We start from the raw sequence: 14,418 nt of genomic DNA, 5'->3' as shown, positions 1-14,418 counted from the left end.
CCCACTCCTAACTGGAGCAAAAGATGAAAGCACTGCTTGATTTGTTTAGGCAGGTGACGCAGGAAGAGCAGTTCGACGCGATCACCATTGGTCTCGCTTCGCCGGACAAGATTCGCTCCTGGTCCTATGGCGAAGTGAAGAAACCCGAGACGATCAACTATCGTACCTTCAAGCCGGAACGCGATGGTCTGTTCTGCGCCAAGATCTTTGGCCCGATCAAGGACTACGAGTGCCTTTGCGGCAAGTACAAGCGACTCAAGCATCGTGGCGTGATCTGCGAGAAATGCGGCGTCGAAGTGACGCTGGCCAAAGTCCGCCGTGAGCGTATGGCGCACATCGATCTGGCCAGCCCGGTCGCCCATATCTGGTTCCTGAAGAGCCTGCCCAGCCGCCTGGGCATGGTCCTTGACATGACCTTGCGTGACATCGAGCGGGTGCTCTACTTCGAAGCCTTCGTGGTCTACGATCCGGGTATGACGCCGCTGGCACGTGCGCAGTTGTTGACCGAGGACGACTATCTGGCCAAGGTCGAGGAGTACGGAGACGACTTCGATGCGGCGATGGGTGCTGAAGGCATTCGCGAATTGCTGCGCTCGATCGATCTCGCTCGTGAAGTGGAAACCCTACGCTCCGAACTCGAGACGACGACTTCGGAAACCAAGAGCAAGAAGTTCTCGAAGCGCCTGAAAATTCTTGAGGGCTTCCAGAAATCGGGGATCAAGCCCGAGTGGATGGTGCTCGAAGTGTTGCCGGTCCTGCCACCCGATCTGCGTCCGCTGGTGCCGCTGGACGGCGGCCGCTTTGCGACCTCCGACCTCAACGATCTCTATCGCCGCGTCATCAACCGCAACAATCGCCTGAAGCGCCTGCTCGAACTGAAAGCCCCGGAAATCATCGTTCGCAACGAAAAGCGGATGCTCCAGGAGGCCGTCGACTCACTGCTCGACAACGGTCGCCGCGGCAAGGCGATGACCGGTGCCAACAAGCGCCCGCTGAAGTCGCTGGCCGACATGATCAAGGGCAAGGGCGGTCGTTTTCGCCAGAACCTGCTCGGCAAACGCGTCGACTACTCGGGTCGTTCGGTCATCGTCGTCGGTCCACAGCTCAAGCTGCACCAGTGCGGTCTGCCGAAACTGATGGCCCTGGAACTGTTCAAGCCGTTCATTTTCAACCGTCTCGAAGGCATGGGTCTGGCGACCACCATCAAGCAGGCGAAGAAAATGGTCGAGACGCAGGAGTCCGTGGTCTGGGATATCCTGGAAGAAGTCATCCGCGAACATCCGATCATGCTCAACCGGGCGCCAACGCTGCACCGTCTGGGCATTCAGGCTTTCGAGCCGACGCTGATCGAAGGCAAGGCGATCCAGCTGCATCCACTGGTTTGTGCAGCTTTCAACGCCGACTTCGACGGTGACCAGATGGCCGTGCATGTGCCGCTGTCGCTCGAAGCGCAGATGGAAGCGCGGACCTTGATGCTGGCCTCGAACAACGTCCTTTCGCCGGCGAACGGCGAGCCGATCATCGTTCCTTCGCAGGATATCGTTCTCGGTCTCTACTACGCCACTCGCGAGCGCATCAATGCCAAGGGCGAGGGGATGATGTTCCCCGATCTCGCCGAGATGACGCGCGCCATGCAGGCTGGAGAACTCGATCTGCACGCTCGCGTCTCGGTGCGCATTTCCGAGTACGAGAGTGACGACGACAATGGCTGGCAGGAGAAGGTGACGCGCTACAAGACGACCGCCGGGCGCGCCCTGCTTTCCGAGATCCTGCCGAAAGGGCTTCCCTTCAGCCTGATCGACAAGCCGCTGAAGAAGAAGGAAATCTCGAAGCTGATCAACGCCGCCTTCCGCCGCTGCGGTCTCAAGGAAACCGTCGTCTTTGCCGACAAGCTGATGCAGAACGGTTATCGCCTGGCCACCCGCGCGGGTATTTCGATTTGCTCGGACGACATGCTGGTGCCGGCGCAGAAGCGCGAAATCATTGCCGCGGCCGACGACGAAGTCAAGGAAATCGAAAACCAGTACACCAACGGTCTGGTCACCAACGGCGAGCGCTACAACAAGGTCGTCGATATCTGGGGACGTACCGGTGATCAGGTGGCCAAGGTGATGATGGATCAACTCGGTCACGAGGAAGTCGTCAATCGTCACGGTGTAAAGGAAAGGCAGGAGTCGTTCAACTCCATCTTCATGATGGCCGATTCGGGAGCGCGCGGCTCTGCCGCGCAGATTCGCCAGTTGGCAGGCATGCGCGGGCTGATGGCCAAACCGGACGGCTCGATCATCGAAACGCCGATTACCACGAATTTCCGCGAAGGTCTGAACGTTCTCCAATACTTCATTTCGACGCACGGCGCTCGCAAGGGTCTGGCGGATACTGCGTTGAAGACTGCCAACTCGGGCTACCTGACACGTCGCCTGGTCGACGTGACGCAGGACCTGGTGGTCATCGAGGACGATTGCGGAACGAGCAACGGCGTTACCCGGAAGGCACTGATCGAAGGCGGTGAGGTCATCGAGGCCATTCGCGAGCGTATTCTGGGCCGCGTTACGGCGGCCGACGTGATTGACCCTGATTCACAAGAGACCCTGATCGAGCAGGGAACGCTGATCTCCGAGGACCACTGCGATCTGATCGACCGCCTGGGAATCGACGAAGTGAAGGTCCGTACGCCGCTAACCTGTGATACGCGCTATGGTCTGTGCGCCATGTGTTACGGTCGTGACCTCGGCCGTGGTTCGCCGGTGAACGTTGGCGAGGCGGTCGGAGTTATGGCCGCACAATCAATTGGCGAGCCGGGAACGCAGCTCACCATGCGCACCTTCCACGTTGGCGGCGCAGCCTCGCGCGCGGCGGTGGCTAGTCACGTCGAGACGCACAGCGCCGGTGTCGTGCGCTTTACTTCGACCATGCGCTATGTCACCAGCGCCAAGGGCGAGAAGATCGTCATCACCCGTTCCGGTGAGGTTTTGATTACCGACGATAGCGGCCGCGAACGCGAAAAGCATAAAGTTCCTTACGGGGCGACGCTACGCGTCGTCGACGGTGAGGCGGTCAAGGCGGGTATTCGCCTGGCAACCTGGGATCCGCACACACGGCCGATCATCGCCGAATACTCGGGTCTGGTGAAGTTCGAGAACGTCGACGAAGGCGTCACCGTCGCCAAGCAGATTGACGAAGTGACCGGCTTGTCTACTCTGGTGGTCATTGATCCCAAGCGCGGCGGCAAGGTGCCCAGCAAAGGGCTGCGCCCGCAGGTCAGGCTATTCGAGCCGGGTGGGGAAGAGGTCAAGATGCATGGCAGCGATCAAGCCGTGACCATCACTTTCCAGGTTGGCGCGATCATCAATGTCGCCGACGGACAGACGATTTCGGTTGGCGATGTGCTGGCGCGACTTCCCCAGGAATCGGCAAAGACCCGGGACATTACCGGTGGCTTGCCGCGCGTCGCGGAATTGTTCGAAGCACGGACGCCGAAGGATGCCGGTATGCTGGCCGAGTTTACCGGCACCATGTCCTTCGGCAAGGACACCAAGGGCAAGCAGCGCCTGGTGATTACCGATCTTGACGGCGAAACCCATGAGTACCTGATCCTGAAGGACAAGCACGTCCTGGTTCATGATGGACAGGTCGTGAACAAGGGCGAGTCGATTGTCGATGGTGCGCCCGACCCCCACGACATTCTGCGTTTGCTCGGCGTCGAGGCATTGGCGGTTTACATCACTGACGAGGTTCAGGACGTGTACCGCCTGCAAGGTGTCAAGATCAACGACAAGCACATCGAAGTGATCGTTCGCCAGATGCTGCGCCGGGTGAATGTGGTAGACGCTGGTGACAGCAAGTTCATCAAGGGCGAGCAGGTCGAGCGCGCACATCTCCTCGATGAGAACGACTTGATTGTCGCCGAAGGCAAGCTGCCGGCGATCTACGAACATGTGCTGCTGGGGATCACCAAAGCCTCGCTGTCCACTGACTCCTTCATTTCGGCAGCGTCGTTCCAGGAAACGACGCGGGTGCTGACCGAGGCGGCGATCATGGGCAAGCGTGACGAACTGCGCGGCCTCAAGGAGAACGTCATCGTCGGTCGTCTGATCCCCGCGGGTACCGGTCTTGCCTATCACAACACGCGCAAGAAGAATCTCGCGGGCGAAGACGTGGCTGCCGGTGTCGGTTTGCTCGACGCCGATCCTGCAGCCTCCGAGGAGAGTGCCGAGGACGAACAGCGCTGAAGCATGACGACGCCGGCCCAGTAGTGGCAAGGCGTTGCGGTGGGCAGGCAAAAAAAACCTTCGCACAAGAGGGCTAGACGGCCGGGCGGACTTCTGGCAGGATAGGTGGAGCGTAATCAATCTGCGCTTCAGTCGGAGGTTTTGCGATGCTTGCAACGAGTGCGGGGGAATGGGTGCACTGTGGTCGCGTGTTCAGCGCGACGGAGATTGCCGAGCTCTGCGCGACGGTCGCGTGGCTGCCGGGATTGGCACGCAAGGAGTTGGCGGCGACGGTGTGCGAGCACCTGGGCTGGACGACCCTGACGGGGACGGCGAAGATCAGCGCCTGCCTGGATTTCCTGGAGCGTTTGCAGGCGGCCGGATTGCTGGTACTGCCTGCGTTGAGGCCCTCGCCGCCGCGCCGTTGCGCGCCGCCATCGGCATCCGCCGCCCCAGTCGCCCCCGTTGCCGAGCCGGCGGTGCACTGCGCCCTGTCGGCGCTCGCGCCGGTGTCCCTGGCAGTGGTTCGCGACGCGACCCGGGTGGCGCAGTGGGATGCGCTGGTGGCGCGCTGGCACCCGCTGGGTTTCCAGGGGGCCTTCGGTTACCGGCTGCGCTACTTCATCAAGGCGGGCGAGCGGCGGCTGGGCTGCGTCCTGCTGTCCGGTGCTGCCCGCGCGGTGGCCGTGCGCGATCAGTGGATCGGCTGGACGGCCCAGGCCCGCCGCGAGAACGTGGCGCGGGTGGTGAACAACAGCCGCTTCCTGATCTTTCCGCACGTCCGCGTACCCCATCTGGCCAGCCATGTGCTCGGGCAACTCGCGCGCCGCGCACGCGCGGACTGGCTCGAGCACTGGGGCTTCGAGCCCCTGCTGCTGGAGACCTTCGTCGATCCGCGTCACTATGCCGGCACCTGCTACCGTGCCGCCGGTTGGCAGTTGCTTGGGGCAAGCAGCGGGCGCGGGCTGGCCCGCCCTGGCCAGTCCTATCACAGCACGCCCCGCCAGGTGTGGGTCAAAGCGCTGACCTCGGATGCTTGCGCCGCGCTGTGCGCCGCGCCGGGGAGCCCGCGGTCATGAGCAAACCTTGCCGTCGCCCGACACGCGTGGCCATCAAGAAACTGCGCTCGGAGAAGAAACGGCAGGAGAAGGTACTGAACGCGAAGCTGCGCGCAACGGGACAAGTCCCCCACTCAGCCGCTCCATTGCCCAACAGAAGCTCGGCCTTCGCGACCGTCGACGAGGAACAAAAGGCCCGCGAGGACGCCGTGAGCAAACAGATGCGCCTCCTGCGCAAAGAGCTGCCCGCCTTGCTCGCTCAACTGGAACAAATTCCCGACCCGAGAGATCCCAAAAAGCGCCGGCACAAGCTGACCGTGCTTCTGCTCTACGGCTTGCTGATGTTCGTCTTTCAGTTCTCTTCCCGGCGCGAGACCAACCGCGAAATATCCCGTCCCCAGTTCATGACCAACCTGCAGCTGCTGTTCCCGGAGATCGACACCCTGCCACACGCCGACACCCTGTTTCGGCTGTTGCGCGACATTGACCTTGAACAGCTCGAGCAGGCCCACGTCGATCTGGTGAAGCGGCTGATTCGCGGCAAGAACTTTCGTCGCTATCTGATCGACCACTGCTATCCGATCGCCATCGACGGCTCACAGAAGCTCGCTGGCGACACCCTCTGGACGGAGGAACTCCTGCAACGTACCGTCGGCAAGGACGAAACCCGTCACACTCAGTACTTCGTCTACGTCCTCGAGGCCAGCTTTGCCTTCCACAACGGCCTGGTCATCCCACTGCTCAGCGAGTTCCTCGAACACGCGCTGGGCGATACCGAAGCGCAAAAGCAGGACTGCGAGCTGCGCGGCTTTGTGCGCTTGAGCGACCGGCTCAAGACGCTGTTCCCCCGCCTGCCGATCCTGCTCCTGCTCGACGGCCTCTACGCCAACGGGCCGGTGATGCGGCGCTGCTTGCGCGCCCACTGGCAGTTCATGATCGTGCTCAAGGACAAGGATTTGTCCACGGTCTGGCAGGAGTTCCGCGCGCTCCACGCCCTGAAGCCACAAGCCGTGCAGCGCGGTTGGGGAAGACGCCGACAACACTTCAGCTGGGTCAACGACATCGACTACGCCTTCGCTGCCAACGGGCGTCAGCGTCTCAAGCTGAATCTGGTGGTCTGTGAGGAAAGCTGGGAGAAGATCGATGAACAGGCCAGGACCGTCACCGAAACATCGCGCCACGCCTGGCTCTCCAGCCAACCGCTCAGCCAAGACAATGTCCATGAGCGCTGCAACCTCGGCGCCCGCCACCGCTGGGGCATCGAAGCGGGCTTCCTCGTCGAAAAACATCAGGGCTACCACTACGAGCATGCCTTTGCCCTCGACTGGAATGCCATGAAAGGCTATCACCTCCTCATGCGCCTGGCGCATGTGTTCAATACCCTGGCACGCTTCACCCGACAGCTACGCGATCTCTATCAGCAACTCGGCGTGCGCGGTGCCATCGCCTTTATCCGAAGCTCCTGCGCCGCCCCCTGGCTCGACCCAGCACGAATCCGCGCGCTCCTCGCCGCTCCATTCCTGCTTCAACTTGAGTGACCTCACACAGGCGTACCCGAAACATCCTCTCGAGCGCGGCGTACGCCGCGTTCGGAAAGGCTCGCCTGGCGATCGTACCGCCGTCCAAAAAATTCTTTCGGCATCCTCCTGGCTGACTCCACCACCCGTTCTTTGCCGCTAGCCAACCGCAATCTGACCGCCTCGACCGCAAAAGCGGGCGTTACCGGCAAATGAGCCTGATTCGGCTGGGTCATGCGTCAGGGCTGGAGGACGAACCGATTGCTTGACTTGGCGCGTGATAGACCCTAGAATCGCCGGTCTTTGTCGCCGACCATGTCCAGTGTGTCGGCTGGTCACTGAAATCGCCAAGGCGGCCTATCGGGTCCGCCTTGGTTTTTTTGCAGACGTCATGTGGTTTTCACGAGCGTCTCTGCACTGAATAGAAGGGTAGAAGCATGCCAACCATTAACCAGTTGGTGCGTAAGCCTCGCGAGGCGGTCCGTACCAAGAGCAAAGTCCCTGCGCTGGAAAATTGCCCGCAAAAGCGGGGAGTCTGCACGCGTGTGTACACCACCACGCCGAAGAAGCCGAACTCCGCCTTGCGCAAAGTCTGCAAAGTTCGCTTGACGAATGGCTTCGAGGTCATTTCGTATATCGGTGGTGAAGGGCACAACCTGCAGGAGCACTCGGTAGTGCTGATCCGCGGCGGTCGTGTAAAAGACCTTCCGGGTGTTCGTTATCACACCGTTCGCGGCTCGCTGGACACCCAGGGTGTCAAGAAGCGTAAGCAGGGTCGTTCCAAGTACGGGACCAAGCGCCAGAAGGCTGCTTGATTTTCGTCCGAGTAAGGGTCGTTCCCCATGGGCGGCCGGGAGGGCTGGGCGCGTTGCCCGGTTCTTCAACTGAATTGTGACTATGAGAGGTTGTTATGCCCCGTCGTCGTGAAGTACCGAAGCGCGATATTCTGCCGGATCCGAAGTTCGGTAACGTTGATGTATCGAAGTTTGTCAATACGATCATGATGAGCGGCAAGAAGTCTGTTGCCGAGCGCATTGTCTATGGTGCTTTTGAGCAGATCGTGACCAAGACCGGCAAGGATCCCTTGGAGACCTTTGGCCTGGCTCTCGGTAACATCAGGCCGCTGGTCGAAGTCAAGAGTCGCCGTGTCGGCGGCGCCAACTACCAGGTGCCGGTTGAGGTTCGTCCGAGTCGTCGCATGGCGCTGGCCATGCGCTGGTTGCGTGAGTCGGCCCGCAAGCGTTCGGAGAAGTCGATGGGTCAGCGTCTGGCCGCCGAAATCCTGGAGGCCTCCGAGAGTCGCGGCGGTGCCGTCAAGAAGCGTGACGAAATTCACCGCATGGCAGAAGCCAACAAGGCATTCGCGCACTTCCGCTTCTAGGTCATACCCAAAGCGTTGCCGCCTTGCGGCGACGATCGCTCTTTATTCGTGAAGGTCTATTACTGTGGCACGTAAAACCCCTATCGAGCGCTACCGAAATATCGGCATCAGCGCTCACATTGACGCCGGCAAGACGACGGTGACCGAGCGTATCCTGTTCTATACGGGTATCAACCACAAGATTGGTGAAGTCCATGACGGTGCTGCGACCATGGACTGGATGGCGCAGGAGCAGGAGCGCGGTATCACCATTACTTCGGCTGCAACCACCTGTTTCTGGAAGGGTATGCAGCTTGACCGCCCCGAGCACCGAGTCAACATCATCGATACCCCGGGTCACGTCGACTTCACCATTGAAGTCGAGCGTTCAATGCGGGTTCTCGATGGCGCGTGCATGATTTATTGCGCGGTTGGGGGTGTGCAGCCGCAATCCGAGACCGTCTGGCGTCAGGCAACCAAGTACAAGGTGCCGCGCCTGGCTTTCATAAACAAGATGGATCGGCAGGGTGCGGACTTCTTCAAGGTTCTGGCGCAGATGAAGACCCGTTTGACCGCCAACCCGGTGGCCATCGTGATTCCGATCGGCAAGGAAGACTACTTCGAGGGTGTCGTCGACCTGATCAAGATGAAGGCTGTCGTTTGGGATGAGGCCTCGCTGGGCATGAAGTTCGACTATCGCGAGATTCCGGCCGAGTTGCTGGCGGAAGCTAACGAGTGGCGCGGCAAGATGGTCGAGGCGGCGGCTGAATCCTCGGAACTGTTGATGGACCGCTATCTCGAAAATGGTGACCTCGACGAGGTCGATGTCATCAAAGGCCTGCGCGCGCGTACCCTCGCTTGCGAGATCCAGCCGGCCCTTTGCGGAACGGCTTTCAAGAACAAGGGCGTGCAGCGCATGCTCGACGCGGTGATCGATTTGCTGCCGTCGCCGATCGACATTCCGCCGGTCACCGGCGAGCTGGAGAATGGCGAGCTGGGTAGCCGCGAGGCGTCCGACAGCGCCAAGTTCTCGGCGCTGGCTTTCAAGCTGATGACCGACCCCTATGTCGGGCAGCTGACCTTCATTCGCGTCTACTCCGGGGTGCTCAAGTCCGGCGACTTCATCTACAACCCGACCAAGGGGCGTCGCGAGCGTATCGGGCGCGTGCTGCAGATGCACGCCAACAACCGTGAGGAATTGAAAGAGGTGCTCGCCGGCGACATCGCGGCTTGTGTCGGCCTCAAGGACGTGACCACTGGCGAGACGCTGTGCGATCCGACCGCGGTGATCACGCTTGAGCGGATGATTTTCCCGGAGCCCGTGATCCACGTCGCAGTGGAGCCGAAAACCAAGCCCGACCAGGAGAAGATGGGTATCGCACTTGGCCGTCTGGCGCAGGAGGATCCGTCTTTCCGCGTGCGTACGGATGAGGAGTCCGGGCAAACCATTATCTCTGGTATGGGCGAGTTGCACCTGGAGATCATTGTCGACCGTCTACGCCGCGAGTTCGGGGTCGATGCCAACGTTGGTGCCCCACAGGTGGCCTACCGTGAATGCATCAAGAAGTCGGTCGAACAGGAAGGCAAGTTCGTCAAGCAGTCCGGAGGGCGCGGTCAGTACGGCCATGTGTGGCTGAAGATCGAGCCGAACGAGACCGGCAAGGGCTACGAGTTCGTCGACGCCATCAAGGGCGGTACGGTGCCGCGGGAGTACATTCCAGCGGTCGACAAGGGCTTGCAGGATGCGATTACTAGCGGTGTGCTGGCTGGCTTCCCGGTCGTCGATATCAAGTTCACCCTCTTCGAGGGTTCTTACCACGACGTCGACTCAAACGAGAACGCTTTTCGTATGGCGGCATCGTTTGCCTTCAAGGAAGGGATGCGTCGCGCCCAGCCAACCCTTCTCGAGCCAATGATGGCGGTCGAAGTCGAGACGCCGGAAGACTATATGGGTAACGTCATGGGCGACCTGTCAAGTCGTCGCGGCATGGTTCAGGGAATGGAAGATGCGCCGGGGAACATCAAGCTGATTCGCGCTGAAGTGCCGCTGGCGGAGATGTTCGGTTATTCGACCACCTTGCGCTCGCTGTCGCAGGGTCGTGCGACCTACTCCATGGAATTCAAGCACTACGCCGAAGCGCCGAAGAACGTCGCAGAGGCCATCATCAACAAGAAATGACGCTGTTTTTGAGGATAAGGTAATGGCAAAGGGAAAATTCGAGCGCAACAAACCGCACGTCAACGTGGGCACGATTGGGCACGTTGACCACGGCAAGACAACGCTGACGGCGGCGATCACGACCATTCTGTCGAAGAAGTATGGCGGTACCGCCAAAGCCTACGACCAGATCGACGCGGCGCCGGAAGAAAAGGCGCGCGGGATCACGATCAATACCGCGCACGTCGAGTACGAGACGGCAAAGCGCCACTACGCGCACGTCGATTGCCCGGGTCACGCTGACTATGTGAAGAACATGATTACCGGTGCCGCGCAGATGGACGGCGCGATTCTGGTGTGCTCTGCCGCTGACGGCCCGATGCCGCAGACGCGCGAGCACATTCTGTTGGCCCGCCAGGTGGGCGTACCGTACATCATTGTCTATCTGAACAAGTGCGACATGGTTGATGATGCCGAGCTGCTCGAGCTGGTGGATATGGAAGTGCGCGAGCTGCTTTCCAAATACGATTTCCCCGGCGACGACGTGCCGATCATCCAGGGTTCTGCGCTGAAGGCCCTCGAGGGTGACCTCGGCGAGCTCGGTGAGCTGTCGGTCTTGGCCTTGGCGGATGCGCTGGATAGCTACATTCCGACCCCCGAGCGCGCGATCGACAAGCCTTTCCTGTTGCCGATCGAAGACGTTTTCTCGATCTCCGGTCGCGGTACCGTGGTTACCGGTCGTGTCGAGCGCGGCATCGTCAAGGTGGGTGAGGAAGTGGAGATCGTGGGTATCAGGCCGACGGTGAAGACCATCTGCACCGGCGTCGAGATGTTCCGCAAGCTGCTTGACGAAGGTCGGGCGGGCGACAACGTCGGTGTTCTGCTGCGTGGTGTCAAGCGTGAAGACGTGGAGCGCGGTCAGGTGCTGGCCAAGCCCGGTTCGATCAAGCCGCACACCCACTTCTCGGGTGAGGTGTATGTCTTGTCGAAAGAAGAGGGTGGTCGTCACACGCCGTTCTTCAATAACTATCGCCCGCAGTTCTACTTCCGCACGACGGATGTGACCGGTGCCATCTCGATGCCTGAAGGCGTAGAAATGGTGATGCCTGGTGACAACATCCAGATGACGGTCAAGCTGATTGCGCCGATCGCCATGGAAGAAGGTCTCCGTTTTGCTATTCGCGAAGGTGGCCGTACCGTAGGCGCCGGTGTGGTTGCAAAAATCATCGAGTAGTTTGAAAAAAAACTTCGGGCGGTGCCAGCTGGGCCGCCCATCGCTCTTTGGAATATGACATGCAAAGCCAAAAAATTCGGATTCGTCTGAAAGCCTTCGACTACCGCTTGATCGATCAGTCCGCCCAGGAAATCGTCGAAACCGCCAAGCGTACCGGCGCTGTTGTCCGTGGTCCGGTTCCCCTGCCAACGCGCATCCAGCGTTTTGACCTTCTTCGCTCGCCGCACGTCGACAAGACTTCGCGCGATCAGTTCGAGATGCGTACCCACCTGCGACTGATGGACATCATTGATCCGACAGACAAGACCGTCGATGCGCTGATGAAGCTTGATCTGCCGGCTGGTGTCGACGTCGAAATTAAGTTGCAGTAACGATCGCCTTACGGCTATAATTGCCGGCTTTGGTCGGGCAGCTGCGTTCTCTCGCTGCCCGTTTTGTTTGAAGCGCTCGCCGGCCAATCGTAGCCGGTCAGAGGAGAATAAACATGAGTCTAGGCCTTGTTGGACGCAAGGTCGGCATGACGCGCATTTTTACCGAGGCTGGTGCAAGCATCCCGGTAACCGTGCTCGATGTGTCGAACAATCGCGTCGCTCAGATCAAGACGCAGCAAAACGACGGCTACTCCGTCGTGCAGTTGGCTTTTGGCAAGCGGCGTCCGTCGCGCGTAAGCAAGCCGCTGGCCGGGCACCTGGCCAAGGCTGGCGTCGAAGCCGGTCACGTATTGAAAGAGTTTCCTGTTTCTGCCGAGGAGCTCGCTGAGCTGAAAGCTGGCGACCAGGTCAGTATCACCATCTTTGCAGTCGGCCAAAAGGTTGATGTCACCGGCCGGACGATCGGCAAGGGCTTTTCCGGTGCGATAAAGCGGCATCACTTCTCGTCTCAGAACGCAACGCACGGTAACTCCGTGTCGCATAAGGCGCTGGGCTCGACCGGTATGGCGCAGGATCCGGGGCGTGTTTTTCCGGGCAAGAAGATGGCTGGCCAACTGGGCGCTGCCAAGCGCACCCAGCAAAATCTCGAAGTCATCCGCGTCGACGTCGAGCGGCAGTTGCTGCTGCTCAAAGGTGCGGTTCCCGGCTCCAAGGGGTCGGACGTGATCGTGCGTCCTGCAGTCAAGGCGGGGGCATAAATGGAACTCAAGCTTATTAATGAGCAGGGCCAGGAGGCGAGTCTCCTGCAGGCTTCTGATGTTCTCTTCGGTCGCGAATATAGCGAAGCTCTGGTGCACCAGGTCTTGGTTGCTTATCAGGCCAACGCCCGTAGCGGCAATCGCGCTCAGAAAGACCGCGCTGACGTCCGTCACTCGACAAAGAAGCCCTGGCGTCAGAAAGGCACGGGTCGGGCCCGTGCGGGCATGTCGTCGTCGCCAATCTGGCGCGGCGGTGGTCGGGTCTTTCCGAGTACGCCGGACGAAAACTTCAGCCACAAACTGAACCGCAAGATGTACCGCGCCGGTATGGCGGCCATTCTTTCCCAGCTGGTCCGTGAAGATCGTCTGGCAGTGGTCGACGAGTTTTCGATCGAGGCGCCGAAGACAAAATTATTTGCGGCGAAGATCAAGGGTTTGGGCTATGAGTCCGTACTGGTGATCACTGAAGAGCTTGGCGAGAACGTGTTTCTTGCCTCGCGCAACCTTCCCAATGTGTTGGTTGTGGAAGTTCAGCAGGCCGATCCCGTGTCGCTGGTCCGTTTCCCGAAGGTGTTGATCACCAGGGGTGCGCTGGCCAAGTTTGAGGAGATCCTGGGATGAATCCAGAACGCCTGATGCAAGTACTGCTCGCCCCACAGATCTCCGAGAAGGCGACCTTTATCGCCGACAAGCACGAGCAGGTCATTTTTCGCGTGCTGCCGGATGCGACCAAGCCTGAAGTAAAAGGGGCGGTCGAGTTGCTGTTCAAGGTTTCGGTGAAGTCGGTTCAGATGGCCATCGTCAAGGGCAAGCAGAAGAAGTTTGGTCGCGCGATGGGTCGGCGGAAGAGTTGGAAGAAAGCCTACGTGTGCCTGCAGCCGGGGCAGGAGATTAACTTTGTCGATGGAGGGGGCTTCTGATGGCACTCGTCAAAGTCAAGCCGACTTCGCCAGGCCGGCGTGCGGTTGTCAAGGTCGTTAATCCGAAGCTGCACAAGGGTGCGCCGGTGGCGGCCCTGGTCGAGTCACAGTCGCAGCACGCCGGGCGCAACAATAATGGTCATATCACCAACCGCCACCGCGGCGGCGGACACAAGCAGCACTATCGCCTGGTGGACTTCAAGCGTACCAAGGACGGCATTCCGGCCAAGGTCGAGCGTCTTGAGTATGATCCAAACCGCACGGCGAGCATTGCTCTCCTCTGTTATGCGGATGGTGAGCGGCGCTACATCATCTCGCCACGTGGCCTGGTCGTTGGTCAGCAGGTGATCAGTGGCTCGGAGGCACCCATCAAAGTGGGCAATACGCTGCCGATTCGCAATATTCCGGTGGGTACGACGATCCATTGTGTCGAGATGATTCCCGGCAAAGGTGCGCAGCTTGCGCGCTCTGCGGGTACCTCGGTGCAGTTGCTTGCCCGCGAAGGTGTGCATGCCCAGCTGCGCTTGCGTTCTGGCGAGATTCGCCGGGTGCATGTCGACTGTCGCGCGACGATTGGTGAAGTGGGTAACGAAGAGCACAGCTTGCGCTCGATCGGCAAGGCTGGCGCGAACCGCTGGCGCGGCATCCGCCCGACTGTTCGTGGTGTGGCGATGAACCCGGTCGATCACCCGCACGGTGGTGGTGAAGGCAAGACGGCGGCGGGGATGCACCCGGTCAGCCCCTGGGGTACCAAGACCAAAGGCTATCGTACTCGTCGCAACAAGCGCACGACCTCGATGATCGTGCAGCGCCGTAGTAACAAACGCTAAG

Annotated in this window: 12 protein-coding genes; all 12 read left to right on the top strand. The window is 60.2% G+C overall.

The window, feature by feature from the left end:
• Positions 1-23: 23 nt before the first annotated feature.
• On the top strand, positions 24-4,232 hold the full coding sequence (rpoC, locus tag V5B40_RS15105) for a DNA-directed RNA polymerase subunit beta' (protein ID WP_332355269.1): 4,209 nt from the start codon (positions 24-26) through the stop codon (positions 4,230-4,232).
• 146 nt (positions 4,233-4,378) lie between these two features.
• Positions 4,379-5,290: a DUF4338 domain-containing protein gene (locus V5B40_RS15100; protein ID WP_332353155.1), complete on the top strand. Its 912-nt coding sequence runs from the start codon at positions 4,379-4,381 to the stop codon at positions 5,288-5,290.
• Entirely contained in the window at positions 5,287-6,807 is a 1,521-nt protein-coding gene (locus V5B40_RS15095; protein WP_332353156.1) for a transposase family protein, read from the top strand. Before V5B40_RS15100 ends, V5B40_RS15095 begins: the two co-directional genes overlap by 4 nt.
• 416 nt (positions 6,808-7,223) lie before the next feature.
• Positions 7,224-7,601, top strand: coding sequence for a 30S ribosomal protein S12 (rpsL, locus tag V5B40_RS15090; protein WP_169067186.1), 378 nt, complete (start codon positions 7,224-7,226; stop codon positions 7,599-7,601).
• Between the two features lie 95 nt (positions 7,602-7,696).
• Positions 7,697-8,167, top strand: a complete 471-nt coding sequence (gene rpsG / locus V5B40_RS15085) for a 30S ribosomal protein S7 (protein ID WP_332355268.1) — start codon at positions 7,697-7,699, stop codon at positions 8,165-8,167.
• A gap of 64 nt (positions 8,168-8,231) precedes the next feature.
• Entirely contained in the window at positions 8,232-10,325 is a 2,094-nt protein-coding gene (fusA, locus tag V5B40_RS15080) for an elongation factor G (RefSeq protein ID WP_332355267.1), read from the top strand.
• A gap of 22 nt (positions 10,326-10,347) precedes the next feature.
• A complete protein-coding gene (gene tuf, locus V5B40_RS15075; protein ID WP_291996229.1) occupies positions 10,348-11,538 on the top strand; it encodes an elongation factor Tu in 1,191 nt (396 codons plus the stop codon).
• Positions 11,539-11,597: 59 nt separating this feature from the next.
• On the top strand, positions 11,598-11,909 hold the full coding sequence (gene rpsJ / locus V5B40_RS15070) for a 30S ribosomal protein S10 (RefSeq protein ID WP_169066515.1): 312 nt from the start codon (positions 11,598-11,600) through the stop codon (positions 11,907-11,909).
• A gap of 113 nt (positions 11,910-12,022) precedes the next feature.
• Positions 12,023-12,667: a 50S ribosomal protein L3 gene (rplC, locus tag V5B40_RS15065; protein WP_332355265.1), complete on the top strand. Its 645-nt coding sequence runs from the start codon at positions 12,023-12,025 to the stop codon at positions 12,665-12,667.
• Entirely contained in the window at positions 12,668-13,288 is a 621-nt protein-coding gene (gene rplD, locus V5B40_RS15060; protein ID WP_332355264.1) for a 50S ribosomal protein L4, read from the top strand. It abuts the gene before it with no gap.
• Entirely contained in the window at positions 13,285-13,587 is a 303-nt protein-coding gene (rplW, locus tag V5B40_RS15055; protein ID WP_332355263.1) for a 50S ribosomal protein L23, read from the top strand. Before rplD ends, rplW begins: the two co-directional genes overlap by 4 nt.
• Positions 13,587-14,417: a 50S ribosomal protein L2 gene (rplB, locus tag V5B40_RS15050; protein WP_332355262.1), complete on the top strand. Its 831-nt coding sequence runs from the start codon at positions 13,587-13,589 to the stop codon at positions 14,415-14,417. The genes rplW and rplB overlap by 1 nt, the downstream gene beginning before the upstream one ends.
• Position 14,418 lies beyond the last annotated feature (1 nt).

This window comes from Candidatus Accumulibacter meliphilus (assembly GCF_036625345.1).
GTDB lineage: Bacteria > Pseudomonadota > Gammaproteobacteria > Burkholderiales > Rhodocyclaceae > Accumulibacter > Accumulibacter meliphilus.
This window is presented reverse-complemented; position numbering and strand designations above follow the sequence as displayed.